General features: G+C 63.3%; 14 protein-coding genes. 5 read left to right on the top strand and 9 right to left on the bottom strand.

Annotation, left to right across the window (positions count from 1 at the left end; genetic code table 11):
• Positions 1–98: 98 nt before the first annotated feature.
• Together AC54AF_RS16325 and AC54AF_RS16320 are read right to left on the bottom strand one after the other, a co-directional pair.
• Positions 99–947: an alpha/beta fold hydrolase gene (locus tag AC54AF_RS16325; RefSeq protein WP_496637386.1), complete on the bottom strand. Its 849-nt coding sequence runs from the start codon at positions 945–947 to the stop codon at positions 99–101.
• A gap of 107 nt (positions 948–1,054) precedes the next feature.
• Positions 1,055–1,453, bottom strand: coding sequence for a VOC family protein (locus tag AC54AF_RS16320; RefSeq protein WP_496637385.1), 399 nt, complete (start codon positions 1,451–1,453; stop codon positions 1,055–1,057).
• Between the two features lie 297 nt (positions 1,454–1,750).
• Between AC54AF_RS16320 and AC54AF_RS16315 the strand changes: the two genes are divergently transcribed.
• Positions 1,751–1,954, top strand: coding sequence for a hypothetical protein (locus AC54AF_RS16315; RefSeq protein WP_131686491.1), 204 nt, complete (start codon positions 1,751–1,753; stop codon positions 1,952–1,954).
• A gap of 111 nt (positions 1,955–2,065) precedes the next feature.
• Here AC54AF_RS16315 and AC54AF_RS16310 read toward each other — a convergent pair whose 3' ends face one another.
• Positions 2,066–3,766 carry an MFS transporter gene (locus tag AC54AF_RS16310; protein WP_496637384.1) on the bottom strand — a complete coding sequence of 567 codons (1,701 nt, stop codon included), beginning with the start codon at positions 3,764–3,766 and terminating at the stop codon, positions 2,066–2,068.
• Positions 3,767–4,001: 235 nt separating this feature from the next.
• Between AC54AF_RS16310 and AC54AF_RS16305 the strand changes: the two genes are divergently transcribed.
• From AC54AF_RS16305 to AC54AF_RS16290, 4 genes are all read left to right on the top strand, one after another.
• Positions 4,002–5,180 (top strand): acetyl-CoA C-acyltransferase, encoded by a 1,179-nt coding sequence (locus AC54AF_RS16305; RefSeq protein ID WP_496637383.1) that lies wholly within the window; start codon positions 4,002–4,004, stop codon positions 5,178–5,180.
• Positions 5,181–5,309: 129 nt separating this feature from the next.
• On the top strand, positions 5,310–5,612 hold the full coding sequence (locus AC54AF_RS16300; protein ID WP_131686494.1) for a Dabb family protein: 303 nt from the start codon (positions 5,310–5,312) through the stop codon (positions 5,610–5,612).
• Positions 5,613–5,711: 99 nt separating this feature from the next.
• On the top strand, positions 5,712–6,707 hold the full coding sequence (locus AC54AF_RS16295) for an NADP-dependent oxidoreductase (protein ID WP_496637382.1): 996 nt from the start codon (positions 5,712–5,714) through the stop codon (positions 6,705–6,707).
• 60 nt (positions 6,708–6,767) lie between these two features.
• A complete protein-coding gene (locus AC54AF_RS16290; RefSeq protein WP_496637381.1) occupies positions 6,768–7,217 on the top strand; it encodes a GNAT family N-acetyltransferase in 450 nt (149 codons plus the stop codon).
• Positions 7,218–7,237: 20 nt separating this feature from the next.
• On the opposite strand, the gene AC54AF_RS16285 is transcribed toward AC54AF_RS16290, so the two are convergent.
• The 6 genes from AC54AF_RS16285 to AC54AF_RS16260 form a co-directional block, all read right to left on the bottom strand.
• Positions 7,238–8,248: an ABC transporter permease subunit gene (locus tag AC54AF_RS16285; RefSeq protein WP_436474452.1), complete on the bottom strand. Its 1,011-nt coding sequence runs from the start codon at positions 8,246–8,248 to the stop codon at positions 7,238–7,240.
• Positions 8,249–8,272: 24 nt separating this feature from the next.
• On the bottom strand, positions 8,273–9,772 hold the full coding sequence (locus AC54AF_RS16280) for a sugar ABC transporter ATP-binding protein (RefSeq protein ID WP_496637380.1): 1,500 nt from the start codon (positions 9,770–9,772) through the stop codon (positions 8,273–8,275).
• A gap of 77 nt (positions 9,773–9,849) precedes the next feature.
• Entirely contained in the window at positions 9,850–10,785 is a 936-nt protein-coding gene (locus AC54AF_RS16275; RefSeq protein ID WP_077404737.1) for an ABC transporter substrate-binding protein, read from the bottom strand.
• A 64-nt stretch (positions 10,786–10,849) separates the two neighbouring features.
• Positions 10,850–11,800, bottom strand: coding sequence for a transaldolase (gene tal / locus AC54AF_RS16270; protein ID WP_496637379.1), 951 nt, complete (start codon positions 11,798–11,800; stop codon positions 10,850–10,852).
• A 2-nt stretch (positions 11,801–11,802) separates the two neighbouring features.
• On the bottom strand, positions 11,803–13,287 hold the full coding sequence (gene xylB, locus AC54AF_RS16265) for a xylulokinase (RefSeq protein ID WP_496637389.1): 1,485 nt from the start codon (positions 13,285–13,287) through the stop codon (positions 11,803–11,805).
• 30 nt (positions 13,288–13,317) lie between these two features.
• Positions 13,318–14,325 carry a LacI family DNA-binding transcriptional regulator gene (locus AC54AF_RS16260; protein ID WP_496637378.1) on the bottom strand — a complete coding sequence of 336 codons (1,008 nt, stop codon included), beginning with the start codon at positions 14,323–14,325 and terminating at the stop codon, positions 13,318–13,320.
• Positions 14,326–14,469 lie beyond the last annotated feature (144 nt).

Raw genomic sequence — 14,469 nt, 5'->3', positions numbered from 1 at the left:
TGTTCGCAACACCACCAACCGCATGAGAGGAATAATACAAGGTCGGATTAGCGCGCAAGCGCGTAATCCGACACCACCACGGACGCCAGCAAGCATGTTTACTTCTTCTTCGCTACCATCTTGATCGCCTCGTTGACGATGACGGGGTTGTCTTTCTGGATGTAGTAGCCGGCGCCCGTGATCCGCTCGATGGCGGGCGCGCCGGACAGGCGCTGCCAATCCTTTTCCTGGGCCCGCACCACGTTTTCAAACGAGCCCATTTCCTCGATGCCGAACTTGTCGCGCACCAGCAGCATGGCGGGCACGCGCAGGGGACTGGCCATGTCGACGTGCTGCAGGCATTGTGTCTGGGCATCGAATTCGGCCGATTCCACACTGTTGAACATGAGTTTGCGCCGCGTTTTCACGAGCATGGCGTAGGCGGACGCGTCCGTTTGCAGGCGGTTCCATTGCTGTGGGTGCGTGGGATCGAGCAAGACCAGGCCGGCCACGTCCTGCGGGTACAGCCTCGCATACACATACTGGTACAGCCCGCCCAAGCCATGGCCGACCAGCACATACGGCGGTTTCAGGCCCGCTTGCGCCAGCAGGGCGCGCTGCTGGGCGGCAATGGTGCAGGGATCGCGCGGCGTGGTGGTTTTTTTGCTGTCGCCGTAGCCAGGACGGTCGTACACGAGCACGCGGTGCTGCCTGGCCACTTCGGGCGCCACCGTGGCCCACGCATCCTTGCCGTCGCCCATGGCCGACTGGAAGACCACAGGCAAGCCGCCCTGGCCGCTCAGGGTGTAGGCGATGCTGGCGTCCGGGAGGGCGGCCGTGGCCGGCACGCCTGGCGTGGCCGGTGACGATGGCAACAGGGAGCAGCCGGAAAAACAGCCTGCCAGCAGCAAGCCGGCGCTGGAGAGGAGCATGGTGCGCGCGGGGCGGCCGACGAATAGATGATGCATGAATCTCCTTCTTGGTGCACGGACCGGGAACCGGTATGGCTTGGCAGCCATTATAGGCAAATCGTCCCGAAGTGGAAATGCCGAACAGAGGCGGATTTCCTGTCCTGTCAGCCGGCATCGGCGCGATGGCAGACGGCTTCGATGCGGTTGCCGTCCGGATCGAACAAAAAGGCCGCGTAATAGCTGGCGTGATAATGGCGCAAGCCGGGCGCGCCCAGGTCGATGCCGCCGTGCGCCAGCCCGGCGTGCCAGAACGCTTCCACGGCCGCGCGCGAGGAGGCCTTGAAGCAGCAGTGGCGGCGCGGCGCGTCGTCCGGTCTCGGGCCCAGGCGCACGGAAAAATAGCTGCGCCCGGGGTGTTCCGCATCGCTGCGCTCGCCGTAGCCTATCCACGCGTGCGCATGGTCGCTGCCCACCTTGGGCACGTCCAGCGCGGCGAAGATGGCGTCGTAGAAGCGCTCGGCGCGTACCAGGTCGCTGACGGTGAGGGAAACGTGATCGAGCATGGGCACTCCGCTGTAAGAACAAGGACGGCCATAGCATAGCCCGGATCAGGGCGGCCGTGGGCCGGAGTGACCGAGTGATACTGTTGCTGGCCGACTGCCGGTCAAGGGCGGCTGGCGAGCCGCTGTTGACCGAGGATGCCGGCGCCGATCAGGTCGTTGTGCCGGGAATCCTTTCCATTAAGTAATACCGAGCGCTTGTACTTTTCGTCAGGATCGCGTTAAGATAAAGCTGCCCGCTTATCCGGTGGGCAATCTGGTGTTTTTATGCGCAATCCGTCCCTATCCATGAGAGTAGCAATGAAATATCTGATCGTTCCCTTCTTGCTGGCCATCACTGGCTGTGAAGTTTTGTATGACGCGAACCGGGACAAGATCGGCGAGTATTGCAATAGCCTGAACAATTTCGACGACCGCAATGCCTGCCGCAAGCGTAACCAGACCAGCTATCAGGAATACGTGCAGCAGCGCGACCAGCTGAAAAAGAGCCCGAGCGACAAATAGGCTCGCCGCCGCCTGCGCCGCAAAGCAAAACGCCGCTGACCAGTCAGCGGCGTTTTGCTTTGCGGGCCCCGGCCTTGCGGCCGGGGCCCGGGGCTCGCATCGGATATCAAGTTAATCGTCGGCGTAGATATTGTTGTCCTTGGTTTCCTTCACGAACAGGGTGCCGATCACGACAGTCGCCAGGGCGACGACGATCGGATACCACAGGCCGTAATAGATGTCGCCCTTGAACGCCACCAGCGCGAAGGCCGTGGTCGGCAGCAAGCCGCCGAACCAGCCGTTGCCGATGTGGTAGGGCAGGGACATCGAGGTGTAACGGATACGCGTCGGGAACATTTCCACCAGCATGGCGGCGATCGGGCCATACACCATGGTCACGTACAGCACCAGGATGAACAGCAGCAAGACGACCATCGGCTTGTTGATCTGGTCCGGATCGGCTTTCGCAGGGTAGCCCGCTTCCTTGATGCCGGCGCCCAGTTCTTTCTTCAGCGCCGCTTCCTGGGCCTTGCTGTCGGCATCGAAGTTCAGGCCATCGGGCGTCATGGCGGCGTTAAACGAAGAAAATTCCTTCGTGCCGATGCGTACCTTGGCGATGCTGCCAGCCGGCGCGTCTTCCTTCGTGTAGTTCACCGAGCTGTTCGACAGGAAGCCGGTGGCGATGTCGCACGACGATGGGAATTTCTTCGTGCCCGTCATGTTGAACTGGAAGTGGCAGGAGGCTGGATCGGCCACCACCACCACTGGCGAGTTCTTCAGTGCCGCTTCCAGCTGCGGATTGGCGAAGTGGGTCAGGCCGTTGAAGATCGGGAAGTAGGTCGCTGCGGCGATCAGGCAGCCGCCGAGAATGATGTACTTGCGGCCGATGCGGTCGGACAGGCTGCCGAAGAAGAGGAAGAACGGCGTGGCCAGCAGCAGCGCGATGGCGATCAGCACGTTGGCCGTTGCCAGGTCCACTTTCAGGGTCTGGATCATGAAGAACAGGGCGTAGAACTGGCCCGTGTACCACACGACGGCCTGGCCGGCGGTCAGGCCGATCAGCGCCAGGATGACGATCTTCAGGTTCTTCCACTTGCCGAACGCTTCCGTCAGGGGGGCTTTCGAAGTCTTGCCCTCGGCCTTCATCTTGGCAAACGCCGGCGATTCATTCATGGCCAGGCGGATCCACACGGAAATCCCCAGCAGGATGACGGAGACCAGGAAGGGAATGCGCCAACCCCACGCCTCGAAATCCTTCTCGCCAGTCGCCAGGCGGGTGCCCAGGATGACCATCAGCGACAGGAAGAAGCCCAGGGTTGCCGTCGTTTGTATCCATGCCGTGAACGCGCCGCGCTTGCCTTCAGGCGCGTGCTCGGCCACATAGGTGGCCGCGCCGCCGTATTCGCCGCCCAGCGCCAGGCCTTGCAGGATGCGCAGGAAGACGAGGATGATCGGTGCGGCGATGCCGATGGAGGCGTGGCCAGGCAGCAAGCCGACGATAAAGGTGGAGCCGCCCATGATCAGGATGGTGATCAGGAAGGTGTACTTGCGGCCGATCATGTCGCCCAGGCGGCCGAAGACCAGTGCGCCGAACGGACGCACGATGAAGCCGGCGGCAAAGGCCAGCAGCGCGAAGATGAAGGTGGTGGTGGGGTCGCCGATGAAGAATTGCTTGGCGATGATGGAAGCGAGCGAGCCGTACAGGTAAAAATCGTACCATTCAAAGACCGTGCCCAAGGATGACGCAAAGATGACCTTGCGTTCCTCGGGCGTAATCGGCGTTCCTTTGGTGGAAAATTTCCGTACGTCGGCCGAGCCGGATGGTGTTGCCATGGTTTGTCTCCCTATGTTTTATAGTGAACCATTGCCGAGGTCTTTTTGACCATTCTTGCAACAGCTGGAGGCGAGTGTGTTCTCCGAACCTTACGTCATGCTTGCTTGAAACTTACACCAGGCTTACAAATGGATGTTTGCCGGAGTTTTGCGAACGACCGTACTTAAATGTGCTATTCTCGTTCCACAGATACACTGTCATTGACCATATAACATTCCCACAAGGAGACACAGCATGAATGAAGCCGTCATCGTATCGACCGCCCGCACGGGCCTGGCCAAGTCCTGGAAGGGCGCGTTCAACATGACGCATGGCGCCACCTTGGGCGGCCATGTGCTGGCGGCGGCCGTCGAGCGCGCGCGCATCGAGGCGGACGAAGTGGAGGACGTGCTGGTCGGCTGCGCCTTTCCGGAAGGCGCCACGGGCGGCAATCTTGCGCGCCAGGTGGCCTTGCGCGCAAGCTGCCCCGTCACCACGGCCGGCATGACCGTCAACCGTTTTTGTTCCTCGGGCTTGCAGGCCATCGCCCTGGCAGCGCAGCGCATCATCGCCGGCGAAGGCGACATCTATGCGGCGGGCGGCGTGGAATCGATTTCCTGCGTGCAAAATGAAATGAATACGCATATGTACCGTGACGTCTGGCTGCAGCAGCACAAGCCGGAAGTGTACTGGCCCATGCTGCAGACGGCCGAAACCGTGGCCAAGCGCTACCAGATTTCGCGCGAGCGCCAGGACGCCTACGGCGCGCAAAGCCAGCAGCGCGCAGCAAGCGCCCAGGCCGCCGGCCTGTTCGACGCGGAAATCGTGCCGATGACCACCATCATGGGCGTGGCCGACAAGGCCAGCGGCATGCTGATCTCGCGCGAAGTGACGATTGCCGCCGATGAAGGCATCCGTGCCGACACGACCTACGACGGCGTGGCGAAGATACGCCCGGCCATTCCCGGCGGCGTCATCAGCGCCGGCAATGCCAGCCAGTTTTCCGACGGCGCTTCGATGGCCATCGTCATGAACGCCAAAGTGGCCGAAGCGAAAGGCTTGCAGCCGCTGGGCATCTTCCGCGGTTTTGCCGTGGCCGGCTGCGAACCCGATGAAATGGGCATCGGCCCCGTCTACGCGATTCCCAAACTGCTGAAAAAGGCGGGCTTGACGGTGGCCGACATCGGGCTGTGGGAACTCAACGAGGCGTTCGCCGTGCAAGTGCTGTACTGCGCCGATACCCTGGGCATCCCCATGGAGCGCCTGAACGTCAACGGCGGCGCGATCGCCGTCGGCCACCCGTACGGCGTGTCGGGCGCCCGCCTGACGGGCCACGCCTTGATCGAAGGCAAGCGCCGTGGCGTCAAATACGTGGTGGTGACCATGTGCATCGGCGGCGGGCAGGGCGCGGCCGGGCTGTTCGAGGTGCTGTAATGCTTGCTTGACAGCCATTCTGCGGGCGGCCTGGGTGCCGCCCGTTTGCATGGCGCACGCTGTTCCTGCAAGGCATGCCGATAGCGGGTACAGTAATGCTTCATTGATAAACTGATTCACATCGCCACCATGATCAAGCACATCGTTTTCTGGAAACTCAAAGACCACGCCGAAGGCGCCGACCGCGCCACCAATGCCTTGAAACTGAAAGCCCTGCTCGATTCCTGCTCCAACCTGGTGCCCGGCATCCTGGCATTCGAGGCGGCCGTGGCCCAGCCGGGCCTGGAAGCGACCTACGACATCGTCCTGTACAGCGAATTCGCCAGCCGCGCAGCGCTCGACGCTTACCAGAACCATCCCGAGCACGTGAAAATCAAGCCGTTCTTTGGGGCCGTGCGGGAAGCACGGCAATGCATGGATTACGAGATTTGAACACCCGTTAACCCCAAAGCGAAGGGCCGGGGTCGAACCCTCAGGGTTCGACCCCAGTTGTCGCCTCTGGGTTTCATTTGATTAATAACTGGAGCATTCATGACCACCTACCAACGCATCGTCCTTGCCTCGCGTCCCACGGCTGAAGTGCAGCCGGATAACTTCCGTTTGGAAACTGTCGAGATTCCCGCCATCCAGGATGGTCAATTGCTGCTGCGTAACCAGTATCTGTCCTTGGATCCCTATATGCGCGGGCGCATGAGCGTGAGTAAAAGCTATGCGGCGCCGCAAGCCTTGAATGAAACCATGATCGGCGGCACGGTGGGCGTGGTGCTCGAATCGAAGCATCCGAAGTTCGCCGTGGGCGACACGGTCGTGGGGACCTTGGGTTGGACGGAAGTGGCTGTCTCGGACGGCACGATGCTGCGCAAGGTCGACACGACGCATATTCCCGCCTCGGCCTATCTGGGTGCCGTCGGCATGCCGGGCATGACGGCGTGGTATGGCTTGAACCAGATCATGGCGCCGAAAGCGGGCGAAACCGTGATCGTGTCGGCCGCCAGCGGCGCCGTCGGCAGCGTCGTGGGCCAGTTGGCGAAATTGAAAGGCTGCCGTGTGGTCGGCATCGCTGGCGGCGCGGAGAAATGCGCGTATGTCGTCAAGGAACTGGGTTTCGATGCCTGCGTCGATTACAAGGCGGGCAACTTGGCGGCCGACTTGGCAGCGGCCACGCCGGACGGCATCGACGCCATCTTTGAAAACGTGGGCGGCGCCATCTTCGATGCGGCCCTGGCGCGCACCAACGCCTTTGGCCGCGTGGCCGTGTGCGGCTGGATCGCCGGCTACAACGGCGAAGCGACGCCGCTCGACAATGCGCGCTTCATCCTCACCAACCGCCTCACCGTGCGCGGCTTCATCGTCTCGGAGCAGCCGGAATTCTGGCCGCAGGGACTGGCGGAACTGGGCTCGCTGGTGGCGACGGGCAAGCTGACATTCCGCGAATCCGTGGCCGATGGCCTGGCCAGCGCCCCCGAGGCCTTCATTGGCCTCTTAAAAGGGCGCAACTTCGGCAAGCAGCTGGTCAAGCTCAGCTGATCTCTCTGTGGAAAGGCAGGCCATGCGACAATAACGGCCTGTCTCTTTCTACATTACACCATGACCAAGCACACCATCCGCCTCGGCGACTGGGCCACCCTGGGCCAGGACGCCACCGCCATCCGTTTTGAAGTTTTCGTCGATGAACAGAAAGTGCCGGCCGAGATCGAACTCGACGACATGGACGCCGTCTGCCTGCACGCCGTCGCCTATGACGCCTGTGGCGCCGCCATCGGCACGGGCCGGTTATTGCCAGACGGTCACATTGGCCGCATGGCCGTGCGCCAGCCGGGCCGCGGCACGGGCGTGGGCGGGGCCATCCTGCAATTGTTGATGGAAAAGGCGCGCGCACGGGGAGACAAGGCGGTCGTGCTGAACGCGCAAACCGTGGCCGCGCCATTCTATGCGCGCCACGGTTTCGTTCAGCAGGGGGAGATATTTGAAGAGGCGGGGATTGCGCATGTGGAGATGCGGCTGGTGTTCCAGGGTATTGTCGGATTACGCGCGTAGCGCGTAACCCGACACCACCATCAGTTCTGCGCGTGCGACTGGCGCCATTTATCCAGAATCACGGCCAGCACGATCACGACACCTTTCGCCACATATTGCCAGAACGACGACAGTCCCAGAATCGTCAAGCCATTGTTCATCACGCCGATGATCAGGGCGCCGATGACGGTGCCCCAGACGGAGCCCACGCCGCCCATCAGGCTGGTGCCGCCGAGCACGACGGCCGCGATGGCGTCCAGCTCATAGCCGGTGCCCCAGTTGCCGTTGGCCGCGTACAGGCGGCTGGCCGACATGGCGCCGCCCAGGCCCGCGAACAGGCCGCTGATCGTGTAGACAAACATCAGCACGAGGCCGACCTTGATACCCGTCAAACGTGCCGCCTGGATATTGCCGCCGACGGCGTAGATATGCAGGCCGAGCGTGGTCTTGCGCAGGATGAACCAGGTCAGCACGACGACGGCCGCGGCCAGCCAGATCAGCCAGGGAATGGCCAGGAAGCTGCCGTTGCCCATCCATTCGAAGCTGGGGATTTCCGTGTTCAGCACGCTGGTGCCGTCGGCGAACAGGTAGGCCGCGCCGCGCAGGGCCGTCATGGTGCCCAGGGTGACGACGAACGGGTTCAGGCCGACGAGGGCCACCAGCACGCCATTCAGAGCGCCCAGCAGCAGGCCGACGATGAGGAAGGCGGGAATCGAGAAACCGGCGAATTGCGCCGACAGCGACATCAGCATGCCTGCCACGGCCGAGACGGCCAGCACGGAGCCGACGGACAAATCGATGCCGCTGGTCAGAATGACGAAGGTCATGCCGGACGCCAGCACGATATTGATCGACACCTGGCGGAAGATGTTCATGGTGTTATTGCTGGTCATGAAGGTCGACGTGCCGTCGGCCGAGAAATACACGGTCAGGCCGTACATGGCCAGGTACAGCACGACCAGCACGGGCAGCATGCCCAGGCGGCGCATCAGGTTCGAGGCATTGAAGGGTTGGCGCGCGCTTGCGGCGCCGCCGGTGGTGGTGGTAGTCATGATAGTTCTCCCTGTATTGATTTTTTAAGCGGCGTCCAGATGGGTGGCATAGGCGAGGATGTTTTCCTGCGTGATGTCGTCGCCCGTCACTTCGCCCGTCAGGCGTCCTTCGCACATCACCATCACGCGGTCGCAGATGCCGACCAGCTCGGCCAGTTCGCTGGAAATGCACAGCACGGCCGTGCCCGCGTCCGCCAACTGGTGGATGATTTTGTAGATTTCGCTCTTCGCGCCCACGTCCACGCCCCGCGTCGGTTCGTCGAGGATGAGGACCTTGGGTGCGATGGCCAGCCAGCGCGCCAGCAAGACTTTCTGCTGGTTGCCGCCGGACAGTCCGCCGACGATGCCGTCCGGCCCCGACACTTTTACGTTGAGGTTGGCGATCGCCTCGCGCGTGAGCTGGGTCAGGGCGCCACGGTTGACGACGCCCGCCGTGGAATGCTTGGACAGGATGTTCATCGACATGTTTTCCATGGCCGACAGTTGCATGAACAGGCCCAGACTCTTGCGGTCTTCCGGCAGGTAGCCGATGCCGTGGCGGATGGCCGCCAGTGGCCGGTGGATATGCACTTCCTGGCCATCGAGCCACACGTGCCCCGATTGCTTCTTGTCGGCGCCAAAGATCAGGCGCGCCAGTTCCGTGCGGCCCGCGCCGACCAGGCCGGCAAGGCCTGTCACTTCGCCCGCATGCAGGGCGAACGAGGCAGGCTTGACCTTGCCGCCGCCCACGTTTTCCACGCGCAGGCGCTCGGCGCCCCGCGTGGTGCGCCGCTGGTGCGCATAAAAGTCGTCGGCGGGGCGGCCCACCATCATTTGCACGACTTTCTTTTGATCCAGCTCATCCTTGCCCAGCTCGCCCACATAGGCGCCGTCGCGCAGTACCGTGATGCGGCGCGCCAGGCGTTCCACCTCGGCCATGCGGTGGCTGATGTAGAGCACGGCCAGGCCCTTGTCGCGCTGCTCTTCGATGATGCGGAACAATTGTTCGGTTTCCCGGTCGGACAGGGCGGCAGTGGGCTCGTCCATGATCAGGATGCGGCTGTCGTGCACGAGGGCGCGGGCGATTTCCACCTGCTGCTGCTCGGCGATCGACAGGGACGCGACCATGGTGTCGGCGTCGAAACGGGAGCCGAGGTCGGCCAGGATGGCGTTCGTGCGCGCGCGCATTTCGCCGCCCTTGACGGTCCAGAACGGTCCTTGCGGTTCGCTGCCCATGAAGACGTTCTGCGCCACCGTCATGTTCTTGGCCACGCTCAGTTCCTGGTAGATCAGGTTGATGCCCAGCGCGCGTGCCTCGCCCGGGTTGCGGATACGGATCGGTTTACCGTCGAGGATGATTTCACCGGCGTCCGGCGTGTACACGCCCGACAGGATTTTCATCAGGGTGCTCTTGCCGGCGCCGTTCTCGCCCATCACGGCATGGATTTCGCCGCTGCGCACCGTCAGGTGCACGCCGCGCAGCGCGCGCGTGGCGCCAAAGCGCTTCTCGATGCCGCGCATTTCAAAAATAATTTCGTCGCTCATGACTGTCCTTCCTTGCTGGTGAAACTGGCGCCGCCTGCCGTCTGGCCGGCGGCGCCACGTGGTTCAGGTCAGGCAGATCAGTTCTTTACCCAGCCCGTGTAGGTGGCGACGTTTTCCTTGGTGATGGCCGGGGTCGGCAACAGCACCATGGTCTGTTTCGGCGTGCGGCCGTTCATGATGTCGTAGCCCATCTGCACAGCGTCCGTCGCCATGCGGTACGGGTTTTGCGCCGAGGTGGCGGCAAACAGGCCGGCCTTGTTTTTCAGGGCGTTCTGGCCATCGGGCGCGCCATCGACTGCCGTGATCAGTTTCACGTCCGTGCGCTTCGATTGCTTGATCGCCAGTTCGGCGCCGATGCCGGTCGGATCGTTGATGGCGAACACGCCGTCGATCTTCGGATGGGCCGTCAGCAGGTTCGACATCACGGTCATGCCGCCGTCGCGGCTGCCGCCCGCGTTCTGGTTGTCGGACAGGATCTTGATATCCTTGAACGCGGCCAGGGTTTTCTTGCAACCGTTGACGCGGTCGATCACGGACGTCACCGGCGGGCCGTTCAGGATCACCACATTGCCCTTGCCGCCGATCTGCTTGGCCAGGTAGGCGCACGAGACGTCGCCGGCCATGGTGTTGTCGGACATCACGGTGGCCGAAGCGCCCACGGCGCCCACGTCGACGGCAATCACGACCACGCCCGCATTGCGCGCTTTCTTGATGGCTGGCGCGATGCCCTTGGAATCGACGGCGTTCAGGATGATGATGTCGGTCTTGTTGGCGATGAAGTTCTCGATCTGGTCCACCTGGGTGTTCAGGTCATACTTGCTGGACACCGTGGTGACTTTCACGCCGGGGCCGCCCAGCTTTTTCGCGCTTTCTTCCGCGCCGCGGCCGATGGCGACAAAAAATGGGTTGGCCAGGTCGCCCACGCTCACGCCGATCGATTTGAGCGGTTTGTCAGCAGCGAAAGCGCCGCAGGCGGCGGACAGCAAGAGGGAGGCGGTAATGACTTTTTTCATGAGGATCTCCAAGGGTTTTTATTGTAAAAACAAACAGTGCTACGGGTGAAAAGGGGGTGCAAACTTATTGACTGCGTAATTGCTCGATCATGGCGTCCAGCTTGCCCGCATCGACGGCGAAGCCGCGGATGCCTTCGGCCAGCTTTTCGGTCGCCATCGCATCGTCGTTCAAGGCGTAGCGGAAGGCGGCTTCGTCATACGTGATGGCCGGCTGTGCCGCGCCCAGGTCGCCGCCCAAGGCGCGCTCGAACGGCGCATCTGCCGCTTCGAGCTTGGCCAGCAGGTCCGGGCTGATGGTCAGCAAGTCGCAGCCGGACAGGGCCGTGATCTGCCCCACATTGCGGAAGCTGGCGCCCATCACTTGCGTGGCGATGCCATGTTGTTTGTAGTAATTGAAGATGCGCGTGACCGACTGTACACCAGGATCGTTGGACAGGCTGCGCGCCGCCTCGTCCCATGCCGCGCCCTGCGATTTCTTGTGCCAGTCGTAGATGCGGCCCACGAACGGCGAAATCAGGCGCACGTTCGCGTCGGCGCAGGCGACGGCCTGGCAAAACGCGAACAGCAGGGTCAGGTTGCAAAAGATGCCGTCTTTTTCCAGTTCGCGCGCCGCCTGGATGCCTTCCCAGGTGGCGGCGACTTTGATCAGCACGCGCTCGCGGCTGATGCCAGCTTTCTCGTACAGGGCGATCAGGCGGCGTCCGCGGGCCACGGTGGCGTCGCGGTCAAAGCTCAAACGGGCATCGACTTCCGTCGACACGCGGCCCGGCACGACTTTCAAGATTTCCAGGCCGAAGCGCACCAGTACCTGGTCGACGATATCGTCCAGCGAAGCGGATTTATGCGCGGCGACCGTGCTTTCCAGCAAGGGCGCGTAATCGGGCTGCAGCACGGCCTTCAGGATCAGCGACGGATTGGTGGTGGCGTCTTGCGGCGCGAAGCGCGCCAGTTGCAGGAAGTCGCCCGTGTCGGCGACGACGGTGCTGTGTTGCTTCAATTGTTGCAGCTGATTCATTACTATTCCTTATCACTGAGTTGGTGCAAGGCTTGCACGGCGGGAAACAGGCTACGGTAGCGACCGTAACGGATGCTCAAGGCTGCGCTGTGCGCGGCATCGGGCAGGAAAGTGTTTTTGATGGGCAAGCTGGTGGCCAGCAACTGGCGCTGGCCGATGGCGGCAAAGCCCAGCTTGGCCGCGCCCAGGCTGGCGGACAGTTCGCTGTTGTGCAGGGTGCGCATCTCGCGTCCCAGCACATTGGCCAGCATCTGCGCCCAGTACTGGCTGCGCGCGCCGCCGCCCACCAGCATGCAGTGGGGAACGACGGCGCCCGTCGACGTGACGGCCGCCATGGCGTCGCGCAAGGCAAAGGCCACGCCTTCGAGCACGGCATAGCCGAGCTGCGCCGGCGTGCTGTCGTGGCCCAGCTGCAAGAAGGCGCCGCGCACTTGCGGGTCGTTGTGCGGCGTGCGCTCGCCCGACAGGTAGGGCAGGAACAGCGGTGCGGAAGGGGCGATGGCGGTGTCGAGCGGCAAGGCATTTTCCACCAGCGCCAGCAGGGCCGCTTCGTCAGGCTGGCCCAGCACACCCGTCGCCCAGCGCAGACAGCTGGCGCCCGACAGGATCGCACCCATCGCATACCAGCGCCCGGGCAGGGCGTGGCAAAAGCTGTGCACGCCGCCGGCCGGGTTGCCCAGCGGCGCCTCGGTGACGGAGACGATGGCGGCGCTGGTGCCCAGCGAAATGAAACTGTCGCCGGCGTTGACGGCGCCGATGCCCACGGCCGAGACGGGGTTGTCGCCGCCGCCGCCGGCCACCACCACATTCGCGGGCAAGCCCAGCTGGTCAGCGATGGCCGCCAGCACGATGCCCGTGGCCGCGTCGCCTTCGGCCAGGGCCGGCATTTGATCAAGGCGCAAGCCGCAGGCCGTGACCATGGGCGCGAACCAGGCGCGCCTGGCTTCGTCCAGCCACAGGGTACCGGCCGCGTCGGACATCTCGGTGACCTTGCTGCCCGTCAAGCGCAGGCGCAAATAGTCTTTCGGCGACAGCAGACAGGCGATGGCGGCAAAGGCGTCAGGCTCGTGCGTTTGCAGCCACAGCAATTTCGGCGCCGTCAGGCCCGCCATGGGCAGGCTGCCCGTCACGTCGGCATACGCGGGATAGTCGCGCGCCAGGGCGGCCGCCTCGGCTTCGGCGCGCGCATCGTTCCACAGGATGGCGGGACGGATGACCTGATCGTTGGTGTCGAGCAGCACGGCGCCATGCATCTGGCCCGACAGGCCGATGCAGGCGATCTGCGCATATTCCTGCGGCCAGCCGGCGCGCAGCTGGGCCAGGGCGTTGACGCAGGCGGCCCACCAGTCCTGCGGCGCTTGTTCGGACCAGCCCGCTTGCGGGCGGCTGGTCGCTATGCGCACGGACGCCTGGCCGCGCACGGCGCCCACGCTGTCCATCAGCACGGTTTTCAGTTCGGAGGTACCGAGGTCGATACCGAGGGAAATCGCTGGATGCATATTATTTAGAGTAAAAAGTCAGGGGCAGCCGCAGGAGTTGCGCACGCGCAGGGTCGGCGACAAGCGCTGCACATGCTGGGCGCGGCCCGGATTGGCGATGCGGTCGATCAAGAGGTCGACGGCCATGGCGCCCAGCTCTTCGAGCGGCTGCGCCATCACGGTCAGGCGGGGGCTGAAGTAATCGGCCCAGTCGAAATCATCGAAGCCGGCCAGCGCGACGTCTTGCGGTACCGCAATGTGCGCGTCGCGCAAGGCATGCATGGTGCCGATGGTCATCAGGTTGTTGCCGGCCACGATGGCCGTGGGACGCCGTGCGGCGGGCAGGGCCAGCAATTCACGCGTGGCCGCGCCGCTGCGCTCCAGGTTGGAGTCGCCCGAGCGCAGCAAGTCCGCATCGAAGGCGATGTCGGCGCGCTGCAAGGCCAGGCGGTAGCCTGCGATACGCTCGTCCGTGGTGGACAGACCGGGCGCGCCGGCAATGAAACCGATGCGGCGGTGGCCGTGGGCCGTGATCAGATGGCTGACCAGCTGGGCCGTCGCCTCCGTGTTTTCCACGCCCACCTGGTCGAACGGCTGTGGCGACATGCGGTCGACCAGCACGGATGCGATCTTGTTGCTGGTCAGATAATCGAGCGCGCGGTTATGCGGATCGCCGGACGGCGCCAGTACGATGCCGTCGACCCGGCGCTGGTGCAAGTTCTGCACCACTTTCAATTCCTGCGCGGGATCGTCATGCGTATCGGAAAACAGCATCATCAAGCCATGGCGCGTGCAGGCCGCCTCGATGGCGCGCACGGTTTCGCTGAAGTAATGATTGGTGAAGGCGGAGATGGCCACGCCGATGGTGCCCGACGACGAGCCGGCCAGGGCGCGGGCCAGCATGTTCGGCACATAGCCGATCTGCTGCATGGCCGCGTTGACGGCGGCGACGGTTTTCGGGCTGACCTTGCGGGTGCCGTTGACTACATGAGAGACGGTCGACAACGATACGTCCGCCGCCCGCGCTACATCTTCCATGGTGGCCATGGTGTCTCCTGAGGTTTTATTATTATTGTGTGCTGCGATTGGTTACGGCTGTGTCGCCGCGTTTGAATCTATCGTAAACAAAAGAAAGCGCTTGCGCAAGCGCTTTCTTTTTTGTGCGGATGGATGGTGGGTGGGTTGTCGATG

The organism is Janthinobacterium sp. JF4, from assembly GCF_059617925.1.
The sequence above is the reverse complement of the archived record's forward strand: the minus strand, read 5'-3'. Positions and strand labels throughout refer to the sequence as shown.

Coding starts and splice junctions, on each gene's coding strand:
- AC54AF_RS16320 (WP_496637385.1), bottom strand. CDS start 1,453: ATGCTCGATCACGTTTCCCTCACCGTCAGCGACCTGGTACGCGCCGAG.
- AC54AF_RS16305 (WP_496637383.1), top strand. CDS start 4,002: ATGAATGAAGCCGTCATCGTATCGACCGCCCGCACGGGCCTGGCCAAG.
- AC54AF_RS16300 (WP_131686494.1), top strand. CDS start 5,310: ATGATCAAGCACATCGTTTTCTGGAAACTCAAAGACCACGCCGAAGGC.
- AC54AF_RS16280 (WP_496637380.1), bottom strand. CDS start 9,772: ATGAGCGACGAAATTATTTTTGAAATGCGCGGCATCGAGAAGCGCTTT.
- AC54AF_RS16285 (WP_436474452.1), bottom strand. CDS start 8,248: ATGACTACCACCACCACCGGCGGCGCCGCAAGCGCGCGCCAACCCTTC.
- AC54AF_RS16290 (WP_496637381.1), top strand. CDS start 6,768: ATGACCAAGCACACCATCCGCCTCGGCGACTGGGCCACCCTGGGCCAG.
- AC54AF_RS16310 (WP_496637384.1), bottom strand. CDS start 3,766: ATGGCAACACCATCCGGCTCGGCCGACGTACGGAAATTTTCCACCAAA.
- AC54AF_RS16295 (WP_496637382.1), top strand. CDS start 5,712: ATGACCACCTACCAACGCATCGTCCTTGCCTCGCGTCCCACGGCTGAA.
- AC54AF_RS16275 (WP_077404737.1), bottom strand. CDS start 10,785: ATGAAAAAAGTCATTACCGCCTCCCTCTTGCTGTCCGCCGCCTGCGGC.
- tal (WP_496637379.1), bottom strand. CDS start 11,800: ATGAATCAGCTGCAACAATTGAAGCAACACAGCACCGTCGTCGCCGAC.
- AC54AF_RS16315 (WP_131686491.1), top strand. CDS start 1,751: ATGAAATATCTGATCGTTCCCTTCTTGCTGGCCATCACTGGCTGTGAA.
- AC54AF_RS16260 (WP_496637378.1), bottom strand. CDS start 14,325: ATGGCCACCATGGAAGATGTAGCGCGGGCGGCGGACGTATCGTTGTCG.
- AC54AF_RS16325 (WP_496637386.1), bottom strand. CDS start 947: ATGCATCATCTATTCGTCGGCCGCCCCGCGCGCACCATGCTCCTCTCC.